We start from the raw sequence: 25,471 nt of genomic DNA on the forward strand, positions 1-25,471 counted from the left end.
TTTGGGTGCTAGGTGAACAAGGAGAGCCTGCTTGCCTTATGACGGATTTTCTTATAATGGACTGATTAAAACCCATGAAAACGTGGGTTCTTTTTTATGCAACATTAACGTTATCTTTGTGTGATCAAACATAGGGCTTTAGCAGTTAGACACTATTCATAGATATAGTGAATAAGTGGATAGTGTATAATGAAGAAAATAGGAACGGAGGACAAATCGGTGAAGATACAACTATTGGTACTAATCATTTCTATTGGTGGAGTAGTATTAGCGACATTCATTTCTGTGTTTGCTGTGCTTCGATTGAAAAAGAGTCATCAAACGGCGAGTGACGAACAGAAGAATAGCAGAAAAGTAAACTTAGCCATACCGTCTAAAACATTTGAAGTTGAACTCCATCAATCACTCTTTCAGGACTGGGGAAGTGGTGTGGAGGAATCATCGTTTCAAGACGATAAATCTAGTGTTTATCTAGAAGTTTATAATCATGGAAATATCCCAGCAGAAAATGTCATGGTTGAGATTGCGGTTGATTTTGATGAATTAAATGATTTTATGAAAGATCATACTGCTTTCAATGATGAAGATAATCATTCATTTTATCTTTCTGAGGAAGAAGAAAAAGTCGTTATTTCATTTAATAAAGTAGAAAATATCAAACATGAAATCAGTTTTCATCTTGAGGAATTGGGAACGATTCATCCTGTTGGCGCAGAAAAACACGGTATAAAAATACATCTTCCTAGATGGTACATATACTTATTGAACATAAAGGCATTTAATGAAAACTTGGATTTATTCAGTTTGAATATCATATTGGTGTACAAAGATCCGAATAATGAAAGTAAATTATGTACAGAAGAGTTTTTGATTGAACCTGAGATACATATGGCGAAGAGGGAAGAAGAGCATTCTAATAATAAGGTGAAGTATAGAATTAAGGGTGAGTTAATAATAGAATAACTGTTTGGCACGGTTTATACGGCTTCCAGTAGGTAGTCGTTCTTTTTTTTGTTTCAAAAGATACTTAACAATATCCTGGCAGCCAGCTACAAGGCAATTAAAATGAACAAATGGACTTCAAGGATCAATGTGAAATCGGTGAACCTATTTAGGTAACTTTGCGTCATTAATGTAGGAACATTTTTGTCATTGGATAAAAATGGGGAGAATATGGACTAAGTAATTGTATGACACAAATCTTCTCTAAGTCTAGCCTCAGGGATAAATACAGTGAGATTGATGAATTTTACCTGATTTATATCATGAAGAATCTACGTTGCTATGCGGGTTTTCTAAGACATCTTCACAAAACCCGTATCTCTTTTAGTTTGATTAAATTATTATTTAGTCTTTATTTAATAAGGATTTTATATATTGTGTCACAATATATATATATTTGATTGTAAGTATAGGTTTAAGCCATAGACACATCGGCAGAGGAATAGCCACAGAAGCAACAGCGAAAGCGATAGCTCCTATCCATTATGAAAAGAAACATGAATTCATTCATGCTTTTTGCAATCCTGCTTCTAATGTCATTTGTCGCAAGCTTGGCTTCTTCTTATTGGTGAATGTGATTTTGAATACCCTGTTGGTACTACCATACGATGTAATGACTGGAGGCTGAGGGTCGGGGACGGCTTATCTTAGTTGTGTAAAATAGATATTAATTGTAATTTGCAAGAAATATGTCGTACCGTTCGGCACAATAGCATGCAGCGCTTCCATGAGCTTGAGTGAGGAAACTAAATCATTTCCAGGGAGCTTAATGATTAAGTGAATTTATGAATCCCAGTACGGATTAGCATTCAGTTCTAATAATCTTGTCCAACTCACGGGAAACGTTAGTTCAAGAAAATAGCGACAGTCGGTAAGAAGTTCTCTTGTTTTCAACTATCCATTCCCCTTTATATATTAATACCAATTACAAAAAAGTCCCAAAAACAAATGTTTTTGAGACTGGGTTAAAAACCAAGTATTCTTGTTTACTGACTGGTATCCTATGCTACATATTCATTTTTTCCTGCGCCTATACCCGTGATAAAGATAATAACAGAAGTTAAAACTAACATCAGTAAGGAAGTATTCCAATTATGTGTCACATCATGCAACCATCCAAATAAGACAGGGCCAATAGCAGACAAAAGATAACCTAATGATTGAGCCATACCGGATAATTCTGCTGCCTCATTCGTATCTTGAGTACGTAAACTAAAAAACATCATAGCTAAACTAAAGGCAAATCCCACTCCAATTCCCACCATAATTATCCATATTGGAATAAGGATCGTGCTTCCGTGTAAGATACCGAATACCCCTCCAATAAGCAAGACGACTGAAACCAGTACTAATGAATGCTGCTTCTTTAAACGTCCAGCTAAAATAGAGACAATAAACGTAGTAGGAAGCATAGCAAATTGCATTAAAGACAACATCCAGCCAGCTTCATGAGTGTTCAGCCCTTTTTGTTCAAGAATTTCAGGAAGCCACGTTATCATGGTATAAAAGATTAAGGATTGAAAACCCATAAATAACGTGACATTCCATGCTAGTTTAGAATGCCATAAGTTTATAGATTTAACTTTCTTTTTAGTTTGTACAAATCTAATAGATTTATGTTGATTTTGTATTAGTGGTAACCAAAAGAAAAGTGTAAGAAGAGATAAGATTCCCCAGCATCCGAGACCTCCTGACCATCCTAACCCTGATAATGAGGAGATGGGGATACTTATACCGGATCCAATAGCTCCACATAAATTCATAGAGACTATATAAATCCCTGTTATCATTCCTACATGTTGTGCAAAGTTATGTTTAATGAGACTGGGAAGTAATACATTACCAATGGCAATACATGAACCAATTAAGATTGTTCCTATAAATAAGGTTATTACACCACCAAAAGAACGTATTCCAAATCCAATGGTTAATAAGATTAAAGAAATAAATAGGATAAACTCCGTACTAAAACGTTGAGCTAACTTAGGGGCAAAAGGGGATAAGAATGCAAAAGTAAGTAAAGGTACTGTAGTTATTGTCCCTGCTAGTATATTAGATATGCCTAAACTGTCACGTATAGAATTTATTAGTGGACCCACTGAAGTTAGTGGGGCTCTGAGATTGGCTCCCATTAGGATGATACCTATAATAAGTAATCCTATTCTAGGCTTTAGATCCGGTTTCGGTTGTCCTAGTTGATTGGTTTTTTGTGAAATACCCATGATCGCTATAGATCCTCCGTATTTAATACTAAAGCTTTTCTAAATTAGTAATCAATTCATTTATTGTTTGGATTGCCACACTTCTATATTGTTCCACAATAGTAACCGTAAAGCAGAGAACATAATAAAATGTTGTTTTCTACTTGACGGTTACTTTTAAACATTTTAATTAAATTAAGCGAATTTTTGGACTTCTCCCGTTAGTTAATAGGAGAACGACAAGCCCCTACTTTTATACCTAAAGAATTATAGTGATTTTTTATGTTTATGATGGCTTGACCACTTGTAACTTTATTAATTAATTGTTTTATCTTCCAAAGGTCTACTGGTTTATTCATTAATAAGTCATTAAAAATTTGTTTGATTTCTTGTGGGTAAACATTTCCTACCATACTAGAAAGTCCATTACATCCATTCATTATCTTTTCTATAAGATTTACATCTCCACCAGCGAACATGATGAAATCATCTGGTAAGTCAGTATTATGGTGACGTTTGGCATCACTCTCTTCTTTAAGTCCTACAAGGTTAGAGTATTTCTGGTTAATAACAGTCTTTAATGATTCAGCACTTAGCTCAAATCCTGTTCGGAAAGGATTATTATAAAGGACAACGTTTTTAGTGGTATGTTGTAGCAGCTCATTGATATAAGAAATAGCTTGTTGTTGTGTCGGCTGAATGTAAGGTGGAAACTGAATTAGAATAGAATCAAAAACAGATTCCTCAAGCTTTTTAACCAGTTTTATTGCATTTCTTGTTGTTGTAGCTGATACGCCAAACATCAGTTCAACATTTTCAAATTTTTGTTGATTAAAATAATCAATAATATGGATACGCTCTTCAATGCTCATTGAATTTTGTTCGCCTGTCGTAGCAGACACAAGTAGTGAATCTATCCCGTTATCTGTTAAATGTTTAACAATAGGATTGAATCCTTCTAAATATAAGCTCTCATCATCACGAAAGGGAGTTGGAATAGCAACATTAAAATTTTTCATCAGTTATATCCTCCAGTGCATATACATTACAAGAACTAATTTGTACATAAGGTCAAATACTAAATCCTTTCAGATAATTTTTAAAAGGTATATTTGAATGACTAAATTGTTCTATGTTCATGTTGTTTAAAGTTTGGTTACATTCTTACAGGCCAAAAGTATTAACTAATCTTTTCTAGTTATTCTTTGTTTGTGTATCTGGTTTGACTATGTGACGAGGTGTACTACCCACCGGTTTCTCTAAAAACCAAGTGCCCATTGAAGTAAGAACCGGTACATTTTAAAACGTGTAAATAATAGCATCCTCTGTTTGCTAAGTGTTGCAATGCTCATGAGCAGAGCAAGGAGGAGCTAAGAATAGGTCACCTTTTTTCAATTCAATCTTTTCTCCATCCACGATACTTTAACCCTCGCCCTGAAATACTAGATTGAGAGCTACATTAGTATGACGATGAGCTTTATTATGCCCACCAGGTTTAAAAATTTGGACGACTACTTTCATAGTTGATGAAGTTCCATGCGTATCCCCTGTATGATTATGAATGAGTGACAATGTTCCACGGCCACTTTAAAGAAAGCCTTCCGATACAGATTAATTGAGTAATGGATAAATGTCTTTCCATTTCCATGAACATGCTCGAACGGCAGGCTTACTACTCTTTATTAAAAACTCACTGTAGTAGATAATCTCTGTTTTTTGACTACCCATCTTATCACCCCCACAAAATTTTTACACAGTTTAAAGAATGTATACTTTTAGGATTAAAGACTTTACTTGGATCTCTGTGCAACTAATAGTCTAAGACAGTTCAATCAATAGTACAATTCAATTATTTATATAATAATCATAGGTTTAACCTATGATATAATATGTAATATCTAAGATTGTTTATAGTATTCCTATTGAAATTCATGTTAATGAACTTGCAAAATGCAAAGGTAGGAACTATTACCGTTTAAATCAGGAGGCTTAAGAATGGAGTTAAGACAACTTGAATATTTTTACGCTGTGTGCCAAGAGCTACATTTTACAAGAGCAGCAGAAAAGGTAGGGATTTCTCAACCTTCTTTAAGTCAACAAATTCGTTTGTTAGAACATGAAATTGGCACACTTTTATTTGATCGCATTGGTAAAAAGACGGCTCTTACGGAATCAGGGCAATTACTCTTAAAGTATACACGTAACATTTTTCATGAACTGGAACAGGCAAAAACCTCAATAGATGAACTAAATGGTCTTCAAAGAGGAACCATTTCTATAGGCACCTTGTTAACCGTTGAAAATTACCTCATTCCGCCCACATTACGTAGTTTCCATCATCTATATCCTGGTGTTAAGATATCTGTGTTTGGATTACGTACTGGGGATATTCAAAAACAACTGTTAGAAAATAAGCTGGATATAGGCATTGTTTTTTTACCTATGAAAGGGGATGAATTAGAAACCATTTCTTTATATAGAGAGGAAATGGCGTTTGCAGTGCCTGTTGGACACCCGTTAGAGAATCAGGATAAATTAGGTATAGAAGTCTTGCAAACAACACCTTCCATCTTACTTCCTGAACAATACTTTATAAGACAGCTTATAAATAAAGCTTGTAAAGATGTGGGGTTTATTCCAGAACCGGTCTTTGAAATTACAACCATGCAATCTTTAATTAATATGGTTATAGATAGGATAGGGGTAACTATATTACCGCGACCTTACTTAGAGTACCTTAACCATCCTCGTATCAGAATTATTCCCATTTTAAATGTTAATCTTGCTCGATATATAGGAATTATCTACAGGAAAGATAAATACCTGAGTGCTGCGACACGTATTTTTATTAATACTCTAAAAGAGACTTCACTCCATTTGACTCAGAATTTTATGAAAGGCACTGATTAAACAGTCCACTCATTTTATTAATCTTTATTTATATACTACTGGACATATAAAAGAAAGAAGCTACGACGGTCAGTTCTTTTTTGGATTGGAAAAGTCAGAGGGAATAGCTTCAGGTGCTATTAATATGTAAAGAGAACGGAAAAGTCACCATTTCAAAAATAATAAGGTCACCTTGAATCACTGATTGAATCGTATCAAAGGGCAATCGCGTAGGTAAAGATGCGTACGAAAAACCGTATTGTGATGGTGGGCAGACTTGAATTATCTCGATTCAGATATGAATTTGACTTTTGAGAAAATAATGAGGTTTATACTAGATGCCATCGCTCCATTTAAGAAGGAATGACCCATTTTGCGTTAAAAGACTTGGATCTTAGTCTACAGAACAAATTTCCAAGGAGTGCATTGGTACTTAGGGGAGCGGTCGAGGATTCAGCCGCTCCAAAAAAAGTCAAACAGTCCTCCTTTTATTAATGGCTATGATGTGCATGTGCATCCGGCGCACCTGACTCTATAGTGCACAAAATGGATTCATCGTGTCTATGCTGTTCGGACTCGATCTGCAAAGTAGAGTGAGGAATGTTCTTATGCTCCAGCATATGCTCGATACTATGCAGTAGGGCCTCGGTTTCATACACTGTTTTATTTCCATCAACTACAATATGCGCAGTCAGAGCGTTTAAGTTGCTAGTAATTGACCAAATATGCACATCATGTACGGCTTTCACACCTTCGAACTGCGAAATGGCTTGTACGACTTCCTCTACATCAATGTTACGGGGTGTTCCTTCCATAAGCACATGCAGGGAAGACTTACTAACAAAGTAACCACTGCGAAGGACAAGTACTGCGACAATTACACTAGCAAGTGGGTCTGCCCAACCCCATCCCAAGAACATCATCAGAAGAGCGGCAATAATCGCTCCAACAGATCCCAGCATATCGCTGAGGACGTGCAGATAAGCACCTCTCATATTCAGATTGTGCTCTGTATCGCTGCCTCGCATCATAATCCAGGCAACGAGTATATTAATGAACAGGCCAACAATACTGATAACTAGCATCCCTACTGTAGCTACTTCTGGAGGATTTATAAACCTTTCAATCGCTTCGTAAAAAATGTATAAGGCAATCGCAATCAGAGTAACACCGTTTAGCATTGCAGCCAATATTTCAAATCTCCTGTAACCAAAGGTTTTTTCCTTATTGATAGCTTTCTCTCCAAACTTAAACGCGAACAAAGCGATCGCCAACGCAAGAGAATCCGATAACATATGACCTGCATCCGAGAACAAAGCTAAACTATTGGTAATAAATCCACCAAAAGCTTCGACCAGCATGTAAGTAGTGATGATGATGAAGGAGATCAGCAAAACTTTTTTATTGTTGTGTCGATGTCCATGATCATGTCCTGCCATACATATCCCAGCTTTCTATTTTATTAACATATGAGCAACTGTTCATATGTTTTATTGACTTTAATTATATGTGGGGAAAATCTACACGTCAAGTGCAGCATGGCCCAACATCAGTATTTAGTTGCCTTTAAGTTTTATAAAGCATTAAAGCACTTCCGTATTGAGAAAGTGGTTAATAGGTCTAACGTTGTTTTAGTGTATCTATTTTATGGTGTATATAAAGAGGGGATATTTTAAACAGCTTTAAGAAGTCGAGTAGGAGCGTCGAATTTAAAAAATAGAAACAAGCAATCAAAGCTTATTGTGAACAATATCCTAAGATTAGCTATGCTTTTAATGGTGAGCTACATACAAGTATTTTTGACATGTGGACTCAGTTGAAAGATGGAACTGTAAAATGTTGTGAGGTTAAATATGAATTCGACTTAAATACCGAAAATCCGCGTAACTCCCGAACATTGAAACAAATAAAGGCACAGAAAATTTGGTGCGATAATAACGGGATTATACATGAAGTTGTTACAGACAAAGATCTAAGAAAGAACCACTTAGAATTGGAAAATAAATTAAAGGTTATTGTCGGGTGATAAGAACATTATCTCATTAATTGCTGCGAAAATCGCGGCTTTTTTATTTTATGGGATAAAGTTCTTGTCAAAACCAATTGACAAGAACTTTATCCTAATACCGATTTTGACAAGAATATTATCCCATTCCCAACGAACCAATCATCGAAGGTTTATATTTTAACAGCTTTTTTTGTTTATTGGTACAAGTAAGTGTTCGGAGTCGACAACAAAAACTTGTACCTGTTGCTGAAAGGACAAGAACATAGTGTCATTATTGTTTGGTATTTACCTAAACAGCTTAATTCGGCTTATGCGTAAGAAAAGTGGACGTATCGGCAGTTATTAATAAGTTTCTTATCTAACAACTTCCTTAGCGGTATCTTCTATACTAGGAAATTCCTACTGAAACTGTAATCCCATTTGAATAGATAAAACAAGCTCGTCAATAAGCACTTTAGCAAAGAAATGGGGAGGACGGTGAATGTGTTTTTGAGACGTACTTTGTGCTGATTTGTCATTTTTGAGGGACAAGAAGATAATCCGATTACCGATTATGTATACATCTAAATAAAGCACTGTAGTTAAAACTTAAATAGGTAGGATACTGAAGGTGTGTTTTCACATTTCTTATGAACCAAATGGTTCGAGAAGAGATAAACACAGTCGGATAAGCCCACGCGCAGTATTGAGCCGAATCCGTTGTACCAACTATTTGGAACATCTGATTCAAAATAATAGCAAGAACCTTTTTTAATTAAAGGTTTTCTGCAATAATTATACTATAATTACTTCAAGTGATCTGGAAAATTATATAACAGAAAGAAGGGATTGTTTTTGGTACGGTATAAAACGGTAGTGACAACTATAGGTCGTGGTAATAAGTTAAGTCGTTGTACGGACAGCGCAGGTAATATATTCAGCCGAGAAAAAATACTTGATAGTTGGAGATTGTCTTACCAGGAGAGAGTTTCTCGAAGTAAAGGTGAGAGTGGTTTACGTTTACCTCAATTTGGAGCTTTATCTGCAATTCGTGCACATTGGGCAACATCAAATTCTCCAGCTACAATAGTATTACCTACTGGTACAGGAAAGTCTGAAACAATGTATGCAACAATTATTTCTGAAAGAATAGCTTCAACATTAATCATTGTACCTTCTAATCTCTTGAGAGAACAAATTTATGAAGGAGCGAGTCATTTTGGTATACTCCCAAAATTAGATATGATTTCTGATGAAACTATTTATCCAACCACTTTTCTTTATAAATCTAAAGTTGAAGATAAAGATGAAAAAACTATGATTGCTGCACTTGAGGAAGCAAATATCGTGGTTTCTACCCCAGGTATGATAAAAAAAATGCCTTCTTCTGTTTGGGAAAAATTTGTTCAAAAAGTAGAAGTAGTGATCTTTGATGAAGCACATCATCTTGCATCTCCCGATTGGGGAACGGTAAAAGAAAAGGTTTTAGGAAAGAAGATTCTACAATTTACTGCAACTCCTTTTAGAAACGATGGAAAGAAGGTTGATGGTAAGATAATTTTTAATTACGGATTGGCACTGGCGCAAAAAGCTGGATATTTCAAGCCAATTGACTTTTATCCAATTCAAGAATTTGACGACCGAAAGTCTGATGAAGAGATCGCGAAAATTGCAATCAAATATTTAGATGAAGATCTGGACAAAGGATTCGAGCATGTACTTTTAGCGAGAGCCAAAAGCCGTAAGCGCGCTGATGAGTTATATGAAAAAGTATACTCCCAGTATAAAGAGTACAATCCAGTTGTAATTCACACTGGTATCCCTGTTACACAGAGAAATAAATACTTAAGGGAAGTTAAAGAAGGTAATGCAAAAATTGTGGTATGTGTAGACATGTTTGGTGAAGGCATCGATATTCCAACACTCAAAATTGCGGCAATTCATGATAAATATAAGTCACTTCCAATTACTCTTCAATTTATTGGACGATTTGCTCGAACAAGTGGTAATAATTTAGGCAATGCAAAGCTTATAACAAATGTGGCAATGGATGATTTAAAGGACTCGATAGAAGAGTTATACCGTCAAGATTCTGATTGGAATTTACTTCTCAATATCCATTCACATCAAGCCATCGATAAAGAAGTTCAACTCGGTGAGTTCATTGGAAAGTTTGAAAAAGGCCATGTTAAGGAGATAGATTTATCACAACTTAAGATGAAAATAAGTACCCGAATGTTTCGGAATCCTACAGGAAGAACTTTTGTAGACGGGTGGAAACTAGTCTTGAATTCAGATAGAACTACATCATTGATAAATGAAGAAGATTCTGTTTACATTTTTATTGAGGAAATTGAAACAAAAGTAGTTTGGTCTGATCAAAAGGATATTGTGCAATATGATTATGATTTTTTTGTTTTGTTTTTGGATAAGGAGAATGGAATCATACATATAAACGAAACTGATACTGGAAAAGGAAATCGACTCGTTGAAAGTATATTTCCAAAAGCCATAGCAATTAAGGGGGAATCTGTATATCGAAGCTTGAATGAAATTAATAGGTTAATGATTGGCACTTTAGGATTGAAACAACAACCAAGTGGAAGAATTAGTTTTAGAATGTTTGCTGGTACTGATATTAAGTCTGGAATAAGTGAAGCAGTCGTATCTAATTCGACTAAATCTAATTTATTCGGTTATGGTTATCAAGGTGGGGAACGTATAAGTATTGGTTGTTCGTATAGAGGGAAAGTTTGGATGCGTTGGGTAGAACGTATAAACTTCTGGACAGAGTGGTGTCAGGATATAGGTAAGAAGGTTTTGGATGATACCATTGATACGAATAGTATATTAAATAATTCGCTCACATTAGAAGTAATCAAGGAGTTTCCAGAAGGTGTTCCTTATAAAATACTGTTACCAGAAATTGTTGAAACATCTAATAGTTCCACGAAACAGTTGCATATCACTAAAGAAGAAAAGGCATATCCTTTCTATCAATCGGAGTTAAGGAATCCCAGTTTAGTTGATGGAAATCTTCGCTTTGAATTTTTGATAAATGCAAGGAAATTTATTTTTGAACAGATTATTAATGAGTCCTCATATAGTTTTAAGCAAATTGAAGGTGAAGAGCTTATAATAAAATGGGGTAAGAATAATGTTAAAATGATCGATTATTTATACGAGTATTCACCAGAAATCTCATTCATACAAAATGATGGGACTGTAATTGTAGTTCAGGAAAATCTAAAAACAGTTATCAAACCAAAAAGTGGTATTAAGTTATCATCAGATGCTCTTATTTCTATTAACTGGGACGAACTTGGAGTCAATATTAAATCTGAATCTCAAGGAAGAGGGCGAAAGACTGATTCTATTCAATACGCTACGATACATAATATTGTCGATCAAAGTTCAGATATTATTTTCGATGATGATGGATCGGGGGAAATTGCAGATGTCGTTTCAGTTAAAATTGATATGCAACATCAAAAAATTTTATTTCATCTTTATCATTGCAAATATTCACACGGAGAGCGCCCCGGTGCTCGTGTTTCAGATCTATACGAAGTATGTGGTCAAGCTGAAAAATCAATTATGTGGAATGATAATGTAATAGAAATAGTACAAAGAATGATTGAAAGGGAAAATACGAGACAGAGAAGCTATGGTGAAACACGATTTGAAAAAGGGAACTTACAAACTTTAAAAATGTTAAAAAAGATGGTGAGAGCTGGTTTTGAAACGGAATTTGAAATATCTATTGTCCAGCCAGGGGTCTCGATATTAGAGATCACAAATCCTATGAAACAAATTATTCTTGCAACAGATGCTTATTTAAAAGATACTTATGGCCTACGTTTTACATGTTATTTTAGTAATTAAATGGATGCTTTTGTTCATATTTTGCTACTAAATAATAAAACAAAGTCATAAAAAAGGGGCGTACGACTATAGAGAGTTGTACGCTTAGTTTTAAGGACATGCTACATCCTTCGCAACAACAAGTCGAAGTTCCCATTGAAGTCACTAAATGTTCCGAGACAAGAACATTGTTCAATACAAAGTCGAGAAATGATTGTCGAGGGACAAGAACATAGTCCGATTACCAACTTGATGAATATCTAAATAATGAGCACCTGCAAATCAGCCTTCATTAGTAACACAATACACTTATACAGTTGTGACTTCTTTAATGAATAACTGAGTTCTTGTGGGTAAAATATAACTAGCGTTGGGGGACAAGAACTTGTCCTTTAACGGTACAAGGAATTAGAACAGAATGGGGCACTTTCTGCCATTTTTCCAGGGGACGTTAATCTGCTAACAACCATACTGAATACCCAAATAAAGGTTTCTTATTAGAGGCATTAAAAATAGAAAAGAGGGGGCACTTAACCCTTGATCTGCGAGTGACGAGAGCGGCGGAAAAACAAAAGCAAAGTGGAACGGCAAAAAGAGATCAATGTGTTCTGACCGTTGGTCTCTTTTTGTGTTGAGCTCACTCAGCACGACAGATTACAACAGAGATGAGGAAAGCTAGATTGGGAGCAATCAAAATCAATGCTATCACAGTAAAGAAAAGGAGTCATATCATTAAGTTTCTCTATTTAGCTTGTTTGCTAATTTGAACAATCTCTATCAAAAAGAATTCCACCTTTAAAGTCGCCATCACTTAGTATTGTAATTTATCCAACCATTAAATTAATGTGTAATCCCTAAACTGAATTCTATAGTAAAAGGGGGAGGGAATAAACATATAAAAGGTTGAATATGGTTTGATGATCCTAATCACTACAATAAGTGCAAACAAGATATTATAATACGAATGATAATGAACGAAGATATTGATTTATATTCATAAGAGAACAATGGATCACAGTGCAAATAACCTGGCAAATCTGGCGTGTGTCAGTTAAATGAATAATACTTGTGGACTTCCATTCTGTGGTCCTTGGTTCTAGTTTAGTCTATATACAATGTTTATATTATTAGCTCATCTAACCAATGTATTTAGCATTTTGTAAAAGGCAGTAAGAGAAAACGGAAATAAGTTACCTCAACATAATTGAATAAGATAACGACGTTTCCGAATATTGATCATACTGTACTGGAAACACAATGAACGCTCCACCACTTTATTCCGCTCTTTTTACACCGAAACTCTGAACGATCCCTCCAGAAATGCCTCTGGACCTGACAATTAATAATGGGAGGATAAACGAACCATAACGATGTCAATCAAATACGTAAGCAAACAACGAATAAACGTAAACTAACCATTTACAGAGGAGCAGTAAGGCATATTTTTAAGGACGATAACAAAAAGGGGCGAGTTATTTGTTTAGAAATAGTAAAAGAAAAAAATTTAACAAAAAACAAAGATATCAGAAAAATGAATTGAGTTTCTCAGAAAGAACAACCAGATTAGTATTAGTTCTAACTATAATAGGGGGTATTTTTGGATTTATAGGGAGATTTTACTTAGACTTTTTTGTGTATTCTTTTTCTTCAAGAGTACCTATGGAATTTTCTATAGGTTCAGAGCATATTGTACTAGGGCGTGTCTTCAAACTTAAGCAAGCCACACTACAATGGATGCCAAGGTCAAAAACGCCTTGAACGTACACGCTAATTTATCATAGCGAGTCGCCAAACGACGGTAGTTTTTTACTTTATTAAAGAAACATTCCACTAAGTGACGTTCTTTGTAGATATCCCGATCATATTTTGGAGGCACTCGGCGGTTTTTCTTCCCCGGAATCACGGGGATGGCTCGCTGTTCTTCCAAAAAAGCCCGGATTGCATTCGTATCGTAAGCTCGGTCGGCCAAGACTTGCTTCATGGTCAGTTTCATGGCTTTAAGCATTTTGTATCCATGGACGGAATCATGCGCCTCGCCTCCGGTCAATTCAAAGCGAAGTGGGTTGCCTAACGCATCCACCACAGCATGAATTTTGGTGCTTAATCCACCACGGGAACGTCCGATCGCTTGCTTACTTTGCCCCCTTTTGCGCCTGATCCATGCTGGTGAACTCGCACAATCGTGGCATCAATCATCACGCTTTCCTCATCGGAATCCAGCGAAACGTGTTTTAACACTTCATCCCAAATCCCTGCTTTCTGCCAGCGTCGAAAGCGGGTGTAGACAGATTTCCAATTGGGAAAGATTTCGGGCATATCACGCCAAGGGGCGCCTGAACGGGCCACCCATAGCATGGCATTCAACATGATTCGATTGTCCACTGCAGGACGTCCTCCTTGTGGTTTTCGTTCAGGTGGAAAAAGATCTTGAATCTGCCGCCATTGTTGATCTTGAATTTCATATCGTGTACTCATTTAATGGTTTTAACCAATATATTCCTACTCAAACACTTTGAAGACACGCCCTAATATGTTTAGGAATAAATTTAACCATGATTATCGGAAATATTATAGTTTATATCTGGAGAGAGTTTAATAGCTTTAACTTACAAACAAATCTAGTAGAAGTTACTGAAAAAAAAATAAAAAAGGCAAATCAAGCATATGGCAACATTTTTAAGAGCATAAATATGAATCTTTCAATATCATCAATAATAATTGTAGTCTTTATTGTCGTACGGAAATTTTATTTTAAGGATCGATTGGTTATCGGCATTACACTTATTTTTACATTTTTGACGCTATATATAATCATTTTGTTTTGTATTAAGAAGAAATATAAATTTGATCCTAAAAAAATACTGAATTTAATTATGCGTATATCAATTATGCGTGTTTGGGTATTTGTTGCAATTTCCTTTTTATGGTGTCTATTTGGTGTAATAACTATGATACCGAAGCAACCAATAGATATTAGGTTTGAAAACTCAAATATTGTCATTGACAGCAACAATTACCCACCACAAAATGTTTCTATTACTTTTATGAGTTTCGATAGGAAGGGGGCTCCGCTTACAAAGAAAATACGTTTAAAAGAGGATGATTTTAAAATAGCGTTTCAAGAAGTTATAGAAAACCCGAATACAAACGATGATTATTTGTATCAGTTGAGAAAATCGTCACCTAGTAGTGATCAAGTAATTCAAATGGGGAATACAATATATAACTATCGTTATAAATTAGATTACAGAAAATATATAAAAGAAGGAGAAAACTTTGTTCGTATAACTTTTGATGCTAAAGGATTATCCAGCAATAAAAAAACAACAATAGTTACTCCAATAATTTATAAGAATAAGAAATATGACATCCAACAAAATAAATTCCATATCAAATAGTTGTTATGAGACAGCAAATCGCAGTCTTCTTTCTTATCTACTTCAATTCGGACTGAAGACCAGTAGGGGACAGCAGATCTCTTCTGAGCGGTGTAAAGAAAACAGTAGATATCACTAAGCATAAGTAAAATGTAAATCCCCTCATGATGGAGTGTTTTATTTGCCGTTCACTGTTGATCTCACAACCGGGTATAAAAAGATCTGTACAACTTACTCGCAGTAAGTGGACAAAGTTTTAATATATAATTGCAATTAATTATGAAGAGACTATAACAATGGGAACCCTAGATCTAGAATTGTCAGTATAATCGGGATATCATATATGTATGGAAAACCGGTATTGATGCTGCATTACTTGAGGAATTCCTTTCATTTGCATCGCGTATGTTTAACCATCAAGTTTATTAGTCCTGTTATGGATAAATAAAAAAACTCATTTTTGTTAATGAGTTCAGGCTGTCGAGAAGTTCGACTGGATCGTCTACACTTAGTTGGACAGAAAAATAAGGGCTTGTAGAATAAACCATCAAGCTAAGGAGCGGATCTCTACAATGTCCAAACAACAACGAAGAACGTTTACAAGCGAGTTCAAAAAGCAAATGGTGCAGCTCTATGAGAACGGAAAACCCAGAGCAGCGATTGTGGAGGAATATGACCTCAAATACAGCTGCGAGTTGAGAATATTTATAAAAGTGAGTAGGGGGGACAAATTAGGTTTACTGTTAGGAATGCTTTTGCTGTCGCTGATGACGGCAACTTCGAGCACGTTGATGTGGATTTGGCGACGGCTTGGATAGTCGTGCATCACTATATTTGTTGATCGCAGAGCATAAGGTCATCAAAAGACGATAGACTTGCCGCAGATGTTTTCCGTTATATGGCCTGGCCAATGCGGATTGATTACTTTTCTCGCAGCCAAAAGCCCACAAAGAAAGCGACTGGCATTGGTATAAGTCTATTGAATCCTACACTAACGCTCTTATAGCATTCTTCGTTCCCCAGCTACTTCCTCACTTATAGCGGGTGAAAATGTACATGGTAACATCAAGTAGCCTACCCACTTAGCAAAAGGGCAGGCTCTTGATTCGTTATTCTTCGATACTTTTTATGCGAATTCTATACCTGGCTCCTTTAAATCTCCAATTCTGCAGAAAATACAAGGCGCCGCTCAGTATTGTTATTGTCACCTTCATTGCCTCAAAACGTTCATATACGCGTCCGATCAAACATTAAAATTTTTCTTTACAAGCTCTGGGTAAGGTAACCTGTCCTGTCCACACCTTTGGATCATCAATTGCTGATAAGGGATAGCTAGCATTAGGTGTCGGCAGCCATCCTTGTTTTGATGAATTGGAGTCCTTAGTTTCAAGCTGTACTTCAACATCCCCACCTAATGTTAGGGATGTTCTTTGTGGAGAAAATCAAAACATCAAGTATCATCCTCTCAAGATTTCATGGAGTAAGAAATATGGAATTATTGGACTTCAAGAGGAAACAAAGTAGGGAACGCAATATTGAACTATACAGTGATTTGGAGTTTGATCACTGGCTTACCGTGAAGACGAACCAGGAGGTTATCACTTACTGTGAGCAGCCTTTGAAAATATCATATGTTTTGAAGGGTCAACTACGTACAAGCATATTTGATATGTGGATTTTGAATCGAGATGGTTCATAAACCTTTGTAAAAGTCAAATACGAGAAGGAACTCACATCAAAATATCCTAAATATGATCGAACTCAACGGCAAATCGAAGCACAACTAGAATGTTGTCGAGTTTACATTAAAAATTACGTGGTTCGTACAGAAGACAATATAAGAAAGGGCCGCCATTCAATTGAGAATAGAACGTTCTTATTTATGTCAGTAGTCAATAATAAGAAGCCTGTTTATTCAAATGAAGCGCTCGGTTCTATTAGGGCATAAAGGGTTAACTATTAAAGAAATTGTACAGCAATTAACTCATCCTTCTGTAAAGGACGTACCTTTTTTAACCCTAAAATGGCTCTTCTATGTGGGAGATATTAAAGAAAACATAAACGGCCAACCAACTTATGGGATTCGAAATAGAGGTTTGGACAAAGTGAGCAGGTCGCGAATTTCAGTGACATCGACTGGGCGATAAATCAAAAAGGGCTATAAACCAGACTGAGAACCCCAATAGCCAACCAACCTTCTAAAGTGAGGGGAAACACTGAAGGAACTTGCGTAATCTGATATCGAATTGTTCTTTATTTTGTACAAGTAAAACAAGCAAGGAAAGTTTTGGTTTTCGTCTTGCTTGTTTTACTATAATTTATTATATCTGATAGAAAATACTATGCTTTAATCATTGTTTGACGAATCCAATTTGCCAGTGTGGTTAACTGAAGTTTGGTTTTAATGCTCTGGTCGACCTCTTGATACAGCGGAAGATGATCCGTATGCTCATAAATCCACTGATATACCTCTTTTAGACCAGTAGCTGTATCTTCCCCTAGAAATGGGCGTATACCCGCTTCGAAGCTATCAAAAGGCAAGGAGACAAAGCTTATATTTTCACCCAATGCATCACTAAATGTCTCAGCCAATTGTGAACCGGTGAGAGCCTCTAGGCCTGGTGCCGGTATAATACTTCCTGCAAGTTCAGGATGTCTTAAAGCATAGTAATGATATTGCGCTGCATCATTGATGCTAATCCACGAGATAGGTTTATCTGCAGGCACTGGATAGGATAGTACCCCATTATTCAGTGTCCCTGGAATCAAGAAGTTCTCCATGTAAATAATCGGTTCCACAATAATAAAGGGCAGGCAGCTCTGCTTTACTTCATTTATGATTTCGCGTTTTATTTCCAGCCCTGCCGATTCGGTAATTAGATCAGGAACATAAATACTTGTATTGACAACAAACAATTTTACGTTTGCTTTCAAAGCTGAGGCAATAGCGTTTTTAGTATACTGTCTTAATTTGTCCAGGTTAAACTCGACAGGGAGGTTCAGGAATACTCTGTCAACACCTTCATGTGCTTGATGTAGCAGTTCAACATCAGCCAAATCTCCAATAAAAGCTTTGATTCCTTGACCCCTCAAAACTTTTGCAGTTTCTTCGTTACGAGTCACTGTCCGAACCTCAAAACCATCTTGGACGAGTAATTTCGCGACTGCACCTCCTTGTGTACCAGATGCTCCATATACTAAATATCGTTCAGTATTCTTCATGATTATGAACAACTACCTTTCAATGAGTATTTTTGAATGCTTATTGAATACTAAGTAGTACTCAACGTGTGTTCCTAAGTTAACATTCTGAACTCCGTAATGTAAGTACGCACATTATTGATATGAAGTATCTTCGGAGATACTGAGGGATCAGAAGAGAAGTACTAAAAGTCTTTGAAGAAAAGGGAGTTAGTTAATAATTTGTATGGAGATACGCGGCTAAAAGCAGAGGCGTTGCCAATTACATGATGATGAATAAGCTAAGTTAAGAATTATTCATCTTGAACTTAGCTTAGAAAAAATTATTAATATATAAGTGTAAACTCCCATTATGGAATGTTGGAAGTGCAACCTATTCCATATGATTTAATCCCCAGTCTTCTAATTGTGAAAGAATTGTAGTCAGACTTTTCCCTTTTTCTGAAAGTGAATATTCGACCTTAGGTGGTACTATAGGATAAGTAACGCGATTAATCAGGCCCGAATCTTCAAGCTCTCTTAGCTGCCGTGTTAATGTTCGATGGGTTATGGGCGTAAGCATTTTTTGCAATTCATTGAAACGAATGGTTTGATGAGTCATTAGCCGATATAATATCAAAAGTTTCCATTTCCCTCCAATCAAACTCACAGCAAACTCTACGGGACAACGATCATTTATTCTAATAGACTCCAAGTCTCTAATACCTCCTTGAATGTTGATTACTAATAATTTTGAAAGAATTTATAACATAAGTCGCTTATTTTGTGTAAGTATATCATTTGGTCTCGGTTTGACCAAGTAATCTTATTTTTCAAGCATTTACATCTCTGAACATTATCTGGTCACTCCCGGAACGTTAAATTACGATTAGAGTGACAGACCATTATTTTCAAATACTGATTTTCAAATTAACTTAAAGCGTTGCTCATGCAATTGTGAATCATCTTGGATAAAGAAAAAGCTGCATACCAAAATAGGTGTACAGCTTTTTCTATTTTATGAGGCTAGTCATCGTTTCGATCACTCACTGAAAGGAGCTGCTCGTTATCTTTGATATGATAAAGTTCGTTTTCTACTCGTTTTCACCTCAAAGTATAGCCGAAAAGCAATTCAATCATTAAAAGAGACTGAGACAACTGCGTAATAACAAAAGAGTGGAAGCTCACGAAGGACATTTAATGCTAGTTTACAATTAACATATTAGTGCTTATTCCACCGAAGATGAGTGACTAGCTTTATGGGATATGTGATGGTAAATCTAAAAATATCTACTTACTTCCTTAGCCACTCTAATCCAATTGTGAATTTCATTAAGATAAGATTATTCATAAGTTTGATTTTTTTAGAGAGAAGTTTGACATCGAAATCGTTATATCGTAATATTACAATATAACGATAACAACGGGGGGATGAATTTGAACACCACTACTTTTGATAGTAACGATTTAAAGCAGTTTGACGAACCTGCTAATCTACTGAAAGCTTTGTCTCACCCGATTCGCTTGTGCATTGTACGTGGGCTGATGCGGAAAAAGAAATGTAATGTTTCATATATGCAAGAATGTCTTGGCCTTCCGCAATCAACAGTCTCTCAGCACTTGCAGAGGCTACGCAGTACAGGCATTGTCGCGACCGAGCGCAATGGACTTGAAGTGAATTATGTGATTGCCGACCCAAGGATTGAACAGGTTGTAACTATTTTATTTGGAGAGGACGATTGTGAATCATGAGCAAAAAAGTACTAATTGTTGGCGGTGTAGCAGGTGGTGCTTCCGCAGCTGCACGCCTGCGCCGTTTGGATGAAGATGCCGAAATTATTATATTTGAGAAAGGACCATATATATCATTTGCCAATTGCGGACTACCTTATTATATTGGCGGCGCGATTGCTGACCGCGAGCGTCTGTTGGTACAAACACCTAAAGGCATGGCGGATCGCTTTCGGATTGATGTGCGTACGAAGAGCGAGATCATTGCTATCGATCCACACAATCGTACGGTTCAGGTACAAAACCATGAACGCGGTCAATATGAAGAAAGCTATGACGAGTTAATTCTATCACCAGGTGCACGTCCGTTTATTCCCGATATGCCAGGAAAAGATCATCCGCTTATTTATACAGTTCGTAGTATACCTGATATTGACCGTATTAAGGAACAAATAAATTCGTATAACAACAATTCTGCGATCGTTATAGGTGGTGGATTTATCGGTGTCGAAATGGCAGAAAATTTAAAGGAAGCAGGCCTAGATGTGACGCTGGTCGAGGGCAATGAACAACTATTGGCTCCATTTGACGCTGAACTGGCAGCGGCACTGGCACAGGAAATGGAGCAGCATGGCGTAAAGCTGCTGTTTTCGCAGCGTGTTCAAGGATTCCGTTCACTTGAGCAGGGCATTGGCGTTGAGCTTATCGATGGTAATGTTCTGTCTGCTGATCTGGTTATTCTCGCGATAGGGGTAACTCCGGATACATCTTTTTTGAAAAATAGTGGTGTTACTCTGGGCACACGTGGGCATATTATTGTCAATGAAGCGTTGGAAAGCAGTGTGCCACATATCTATGCTGTTGGTGACGCCATCGAAGTAACTGATTACATTCATGGAACAAAAACAGCTATTCCGCTTGCAGGACCTGCCAATAAACAAGGGCGAATTGTTGCCGATCGGATTGCCGGACTGAATTCCACATATAAAGGAACACAGGGTACATCCATTATTAAAGTGTTTGGAATGACAGGGGCTGCTACTGGCAGTAATGAAAAAACACTAAAACGTCTCGGTATTGATTATCGCACGGTTATCGTGCATCCTGGCTCCCATGCATCGTATTATCCGGATTCCAGTGCAATTACTCTTAAACTGTTATTTACACCTGATGGTAAAATTTTGGGTGCTCAGGCAGTTGGTTATGATGGTGTGGACAAGCGGATTGATGACATTGCCGTAGTCATTCATTTTGGGGGGCACGTCAGTGATCTGACAGAGCTTGAGCTAAGTTATGCACCGCCTTATTCCTCTGCGAAAGATCCGGTTAATATGATTGGCTATGCAGCAGAAAACATTATTGCAGGACGTGTGCATGCTTTCACATATGATCAGCTATCTATACGCAAACAGGAGCAATCCATATTGCTGGACGTTCGGAGTGATCTGGAGCACCGCAGCGGGTATATTCCAGATTCGTTATCCATTCCAGTAGACGAGCTTCGTCAGCGACTAAATGAACTGGACTCCTCTAAGGAAATCTGGGTATACTGCCAGGTCGGTTTACGCGGATATACTGCTTCACAAATTTTGCGTCAGCATGGCTTTAACGTAAAAAATTTGAGTGGAGGCTATAAAACATACCGTCAGGCGCAATTTAGGCCCACTACTTTTTCTAACGAGAACCATGACGACAATGACGGTCAGGACCGTAACGAACAAATGCCTACTGTAAAAGAGACTATTTTGCAGCCGACGGAGCAGGTTTCTGGACAACCGCTTCATATCGATAACGAACTGAATGTATGCGGCTTAAGCTGTCCCGGCCCGCTAATGCAAGTCAAGCATTCCATGGATCAGTTAACCGAAGGGCAGACACTGCGCGTAAAAGCTTCCGATCCAGGATTTTACGAAGACGTGAAAGCATGGGCAACTATGTCTGGTTCCCCGCTACTGCAGTTAGAACGTGGTAAAGGCGGAATTATTGAGGCGGTGATTGCAAAAAAGACAGTACAAACTATATCCTCAACTGTGAAAGCTCCTAATACTGAGCCTTCCAGCACCATGGTTGTCTTCAGCGGCGATCTGGATAAAGCGATTGCCTCTTTCATTATTGCGAATGGTGCGGCTGCAAGCGGACGCAAAGTTACGATGTTTTTTACATTCTGGGGTCTCAATATTATCCGGAAGCATCAGCCTCAGGTGGTATCCAAAACGATGGTTGGCCGCATGTTTGACATAATGCTGCCGCGCGGCAGCCGCAAGCTTAGCATGTCTAAAATGAATATGCTCGGTATCGGACCTAAAATTATCCGTGGCATTATGGGTAATAACAATGTTGCTTCTCTGGAAGAACTCATTCAAAGTGCAGCTGAACAGGGTGTTGAAATGGTAGCATGTCAGATGTCAATGGATCTTATGGGCATTCAGCACGAGGAATTAATGGACCAGATTAAAATTGGTGGTGTTGGTTACTATCTAGGACAAGCGGATCATGCAAACCATAACCTGTTTATATAAGTTGGTATTATACATTGGATTTACTCGGTGACATGTATGGGCATCTGTAGCATAACGATTGTCCCACAGTAACTGTTGAATTAAGGGAGCATCGTTTAATTAAATTTTTATAGGTTGATGAACCCGCAGAAGTAGAGAACGTTGATTCTATTGTAGAAAAATTTATGGTACATATGAGACAGTACCTTTTTTTCCTAAAATAGATTAGTACAACTCAGACAACTCGCTCTTAAGCGGGTTGTTTTTTTGGTTAATTAGATGATCAAATTCCGAAGTAGCCAGTAAGCTGTGCTTTAATCGTAAATCATCTCATTCAATTCTTGAAAACAAATTATAAGCGATATCTGAGAGAATTCTCTAATCAAAGATTCCATGTGAAATTGGTTGGGTAGAGGGGATTACTCTATCTCCGTTATAACATACTGAGGAAATAATAATGAACAAGACCCCATTAGGTACGATGTATTGAACTTTTGTATTAGTGTATTTAGGGGGCCGTATGATGTGTTAAAGTAGTGGTGTCTACCTTTATAAGAAATTATATTAAGAATTAAACAATAAAACTCTGTTTAAGCCGATGTTCGGTTGGGACAGAGTTTTTTGCATTCATTTTGTTTTATATCTATTTATCCCAATTTTGTAGAATCTGTAGTGCAGCTCCAGTTACCACACCGTCCTCTCTATAAACTCCTGTAGAAAAGATAGGGTTGTAGTGTGGATAATGATAAATATTCTTTTTGGCAATCTGAGTTGCTGTATCATATACAATTGGGTCTGCATTGATAAGCGCTCCACCTAAAATGACATATTCGGGATGCACAGTATTAATCAGATTAGCAATCCCAATTCCTAAATACGAAGCTGTCTCAGTGAACAATTCTCTTACCAAAGGATCTTTCTGTTCTAACGCTTTGACAAGGGAAGAGAAAGTAATACATTCAGGTGGTATGCTCGAGAGCGAGCTTTCACGGCCTAATTTAAGTTGAAACTGTGCACGTTCTTCAAGTGAAGGTACGGATACATATGCCTCGAGAGAACCATAATTCCCTTTGTCTCTGAGTCTTCGCCCACCTGCATGAATGATCATTTGCCCGATTGCTCCTTCTGTGTCAGCAGCACCTCGTAAAATCTGCCCTTCAGACATGATTGATGAGCGTATGCTCACTCCTGCATGGACATATAACATATGCTCACAAGCTTCATTTCGAAGTGCCCAGTGTTCTGCAAGCAAGGCTGTGTTAGCTCCATTGTCGAGTTTTGCCGGGATTTTAAGTCCTTTCTCCAGTAACGTGCAGATAGGTACATTGTTCCAATCAGCGGAAGGAAAATGTTCAGGTTGTAAGATAATACCCTTTTTGGGATCCAGGGGACCGACTGCCCCGATACCCATCCCCAGAATCTGTTCCTGAGCTATATGATGATTCCCTAACATTTTATTTGTCTCGTTTATCACCAGTTTAACGAGTAATTCGGGGGTGAGGCTACGATCCATTTCCCAACGAACAGAAGATAAAGGATTGAGATGCAGGTCAAACAGTCCCAGTGAGGAACTGATACGCGAGATTTCTAACCCCAAAAGGTAACCATAGTCAGGATTCGTTTGAAATAGAATTGGTTTACGTCCTCCAGTTGATGTACCGAGTCCGGATACTACAATACGTTTTTGCACTAGCATGTCCTCAAGTATACGGGTCATACTGCTACTTGTTATAGAGAAATAGTCTAACAACTCAGCTTTAGATGCCGTTCCAAGATAAGCAATCCGATCATAGATCTGCTTTTTGATTGAAAAATGGGAATGATTTAACAATGGTATTTCGCTCCATTTCCAAGTGAATGAGTCGGGATATATTGAGTATAGCTGATGTAAAACTTATTTTCCAGCTAATGTTATAGGGATTATTGAGTTTATTTCAAAATGGATTTAAAAAAAGGGATTTAACATTATTTTTAGTTGATTTCTATATTATTATTGACTTACATATTATAAATTCAATATCTTTCATCCAAAATGAAATTAACGTGTTATAATGAAAGATATCGAACTCAAAAGATTTATGAACGGAAGGTGCTATATGCATGTACAACAAAATGAACGCCTTAACATGATTGGTCAGTTGTTTGTTGTTTTTTTTAAATTGAGTCCCTCAACCTTCGGTGGAGGATATGCGATGATTGCAGCTATTGAGCGAGAAATTGTCGATAAGAAAAAATGGATACGTCCTAACGAGATGGGGGACATGGTATCTGTAGCTGGCTCCGCTCCTGGCGGAGTAGCTGTGAATTCAGCTGCTTTCATCGGATATCGACTGGCAGGAGTGATTGGTGCGGTAATGGCCGTTATAGCGATTACACTACCGACCTTTGTCATAATGCTTGGTCTCAGTATATTCGGTATGATGTTTCAGGATATCCCGAAGGTAGAAGCGGCCCTAAAGGGAGTCCACGCTGCAATTATTGCATTAATTATTGTGGCGGTATTTAAAGTGGGGAAGACATCCATAATAGACCTATCCACAATGTTTATTTCAGGTATTAGTGTCTTTCTGCTACTTTTTACATCGTTCCATTCTTTGTACCTGATACTTGGAGGTCCAATTTTGGGGATAGTTATTGTTTCCATCAAGCGTTCTCTTGGTCTTTCAGCCCTTACTGAAAAAAAAGAAATGAAGCATCAGTCAGAACCAAATTATCCTGAATACTATATTTGAAGGTGTTGAG

Annotated in this window: 17 protein-coding genes; 10 read left to right on the top strand and 7 right to left on the bottom strand. The window is 37.1% G+C overall.

Features of this window, described 5'->3' with window-relative positions; translation table 11 throughout:
* Nucleotides 1–219: 219 nt before the first annotated feature.
* Nucleotides 220–963, top strand: a complete 744-nt coding sequence (locus EGM68_RS12705; RefSeq protein WP_231124630.1) for a hypothetical protein — start codon at nt 220–222, stop codon at nt 961–963.
* A gap of 1,040 nt (nt 964–2,003) precedes the next feature.
* Here the strand turns inward: EGM68_RS12705 and EGM68_RS12715 are convergent.
* Together EGM68_RS12715 and EGM68_RS12720 are read right to left on the bottom strand one after the other, a co-directional pair.
* Nucleotides 2,004–3,224 (bottom strand): CynX/NimT family MFS transporter, encoded by a 1,221-nt coding sequence (locus EGM68_RS12715; protein ID WP_058830784.1) that lies wholly within the window; start codon nt 3,222–3,224, stop codon nt 2,004–2,006.
* Nucleotides 3,225–3,424: 200 nt separating this feature from the next.
* A complete protein-coding gene (locus EGM68_RS12720; RefSeq protein WP_029515236.1) occupies nt 3,425–4,222 on the bottom strand; it encodes a dihydrodipicolinate synthase family protein in 798 nt (265 codons plus the stop codon).
* 976 nt (nt 4,223–5,198) lie between these two features.
* Here EGM68_RS12720 and EGM68_RS12725 point away from each other — a divergent pair.
* Nucleotides 5,199–6,113 (top strand): LysR family transcriptional regulator, encoded by a 915-nt coding sequence (locus EGM68_RS12725; RefSeq protein WP_058830785.1) that lies wholly within the window; start codon nt 5,199–5,201, stop codon nt 6,111–6,113.
* A 470-nt stretch (nt 6,114–6,583) separates the two neighbouring features.
* Here EGM68_RS12725 and EGM68_RS12730 read toward each other — a convergent pair whose 3' ends face one another.
* Complete coding sequence (locus EGM68_RS12730; RefSeq protein WP_129549315.1) at nt 6,584–7,531, bottom strand: cation diffusion facilitator family transporter; 948 nt, start codon at nt 7,529–7,531, stop codon at nt 6,584–6,586.
* 290 nt (nt 7,532–7,821) lie between these two features.
* On the opposite strand from EGM68_RS12730, the gene EGM68_RS26560 reads away from it, so the two are divergent.
* Nucleotides 7,822–8,118 carry a TnsA endonuclease N-terminal domain-containing protein gene (locus EGM68_RS26560; protein ID WP_129550321.1) on the top strand — a complete coding sequence of 99 codons (297 nt, stop codon included), beginning with the start codon at nt 7,822–7,824 and terminating at the stop codon, nt 8,116–8,118.
* Between the two features lie 816 nt (nt 8,119–8,934).
* Nucleotides 8,935–11,964 carry a DEAD/DEAH box helicase gene (locus EGM68_RS12740; RefSeq protein WP_129549316.1) on the top strand — a complete coding sequence of 1,010 codons (3,030 nt, stop codon included), beginning with the start codon at nt 8,935–8,937 and terminating at the stop codon, nt 11,962–11,964.
* 1,690 nt (nt 11,965–13,654) lie between these two features.
* Here the strand turns inward: EGM68_RS12740 and EGM68_RS12745 are convergent.
* Nucleotides 13,655–14,418, bottom strand: a protein-coding gene (locus EGM68_RS12745; protein ID WP_206099025.1) for an IS5 family transposase whose coding sequence is annotated in 2 segments (ribosomal slippage) — nt 13,655–14,082 and nt 14,082–14,418 — 765 coding nt in all. Because the reading frame shifts where the segments join, the coding sequence is not laid out codon by codon here.
* 77 nt (nt 14,419–14,495) lie between these two features.
* On the opposite strand from EGM68_RS12745, the gene EGM68_RS12750 reads away from it, so the two are divergent.
* The 3 genes from EGM68_RS12750 to EGM68_RS25720 all read left to right on the top strand — a co-directional run bounded on the left by EGM68_RS12750 (nt 14,496) and on the right by EGM68_RS25720 (nt 17,019).
* The gene (locus tag EGM68_RS12750; protein WP_129549317.1) at nt 14,496–15,341 is read left to right on the top strand and encodes a hypothetical protein; all 846 of its coding nucleotides are present in this window, start codon (nt 14,496–14,498) and stop codon (nt 15,339–15,341) included.
* Nucleotides 15,342–15,892: 551 nt separating this feature from the next.
* Entirely contained in the window at nt 15,893–16,138 is a 246-nt protein-coding gene (locus EGM68_RS12755; RefSeq protein WP_129549318.1) for a transposase, read from the top strand.
* Nucleotides 16,139–16,809: 671 nt separating this feature from the next.
* Nucleotides 16,810–17,019: a hypothetical protein gene (locus tag EGM68_RS25720; RefSeq protein ID WP_165264034.1), complete on the top strand. Its 210-nt coding sequence runs from the start codon at nt 16,810–16,812 to the stop codon at nt 17,017–17,019.
* A gap of 641 nt (nt 17,020–17,660) precedes the next feature.
* Here the strand turns inward: EGM68_RS25720 and EGM68_RS12760 are convergent.
* Entirely contained in the window at nt 17,661–18,542 is an 882-nt protein-coding gene (locus EGM68_RS12760; RefSeq protein ID WP_129549319.1) for an SDR family oxidoreductase, read from the bottom strand.
* 352 nt (nt 18,543–18,894) lie between these two features.
* The gene (locus EGM68_RS12765) at nt 18,895–19,215 is read right to left on the bottom strand and encodes a winged helix-turn-helix transcriptional regulator (protein WP_129549320.1); all 321 of its coding nucleotides are present in this window, start codon (nt 19,213–19,215) and stop codon (nt 18,895–18,897) included.
* A gap of 716 nt (nt 19,216–19,931) precedes the next feature.
* Between EGM68_RS12765 and EGM68_RS12770 the strand changes: the two genes are divergently transcribed.
* Both EGM68_RS12770 and EGM68_RS12775 read left to right on the top strand, forming a co-directional pair.
* Nucleotides 19,932–20,252, top strand: a complete 321-nt coding sequence (locus tag EGM68_RS12770) for an ArsR/SmtB family transcription factor (protein ID WP_129549321.1) — start codon at nt 19,932–19,934, stop codon at nt 20,250–20,252.
* Nucleotides 20,249–22,750, top strand: a complete 2,502-nt coding sequence (locus EGM68_RS12775) for an FAD-dependent oxidoreductase (RefSeq protein ID WP_129549322.1) — start codon at nt 20,249–20,251, stop codon at nt 22,748–22,750. Before EGM68_RS12770 ends, EGM68_RS12775 begins: the two co-directional genes overlap by 4 nt.
* 622 nt (nt 22,751–23,372) lie before the next feature.
* Here the strand turns inward: EGM68_RS12775 and EGM68_RS12780 are convergent.
* Nucleotides 23,373–24,560, bottom strand: coding sequence for an ROK family protein (locus EGM68_RS12780; RefSeq protein WP_129549323.1), 1,188 nt, complete (start codon nt 24,558–24,560; stop codon nt 23,373–23,375).
* 265 nt (nt 24,561–24,825) lie between these two features.
* Here EGM68_RS12780 and EGM68_RS12785 point away from each other — a divergent pair, with 265 nt between their 5' ends.
* A complete protein-coding gene (locus EGM68_RS12785; protein WP_129549324.1) occupies nt 24,826–25,461 on the top strand; it encodes a chromate transporter in 636 nt (211 codons plus the stop codon).
* The last annotated feature ends 10 nt before the right edge of the window (nt 25,462–25,471 follow it).

The organism is Paenibacillus sp. M-152, assembly GCF_003856555.1.
Taxonomy (GTDB): domain Bacteria; phylum Bacillota; class Bacilli; order Paenibacillales; family Paenibacillaceae; genus Paenibacillus; species Paenibacillus polymyxa_C.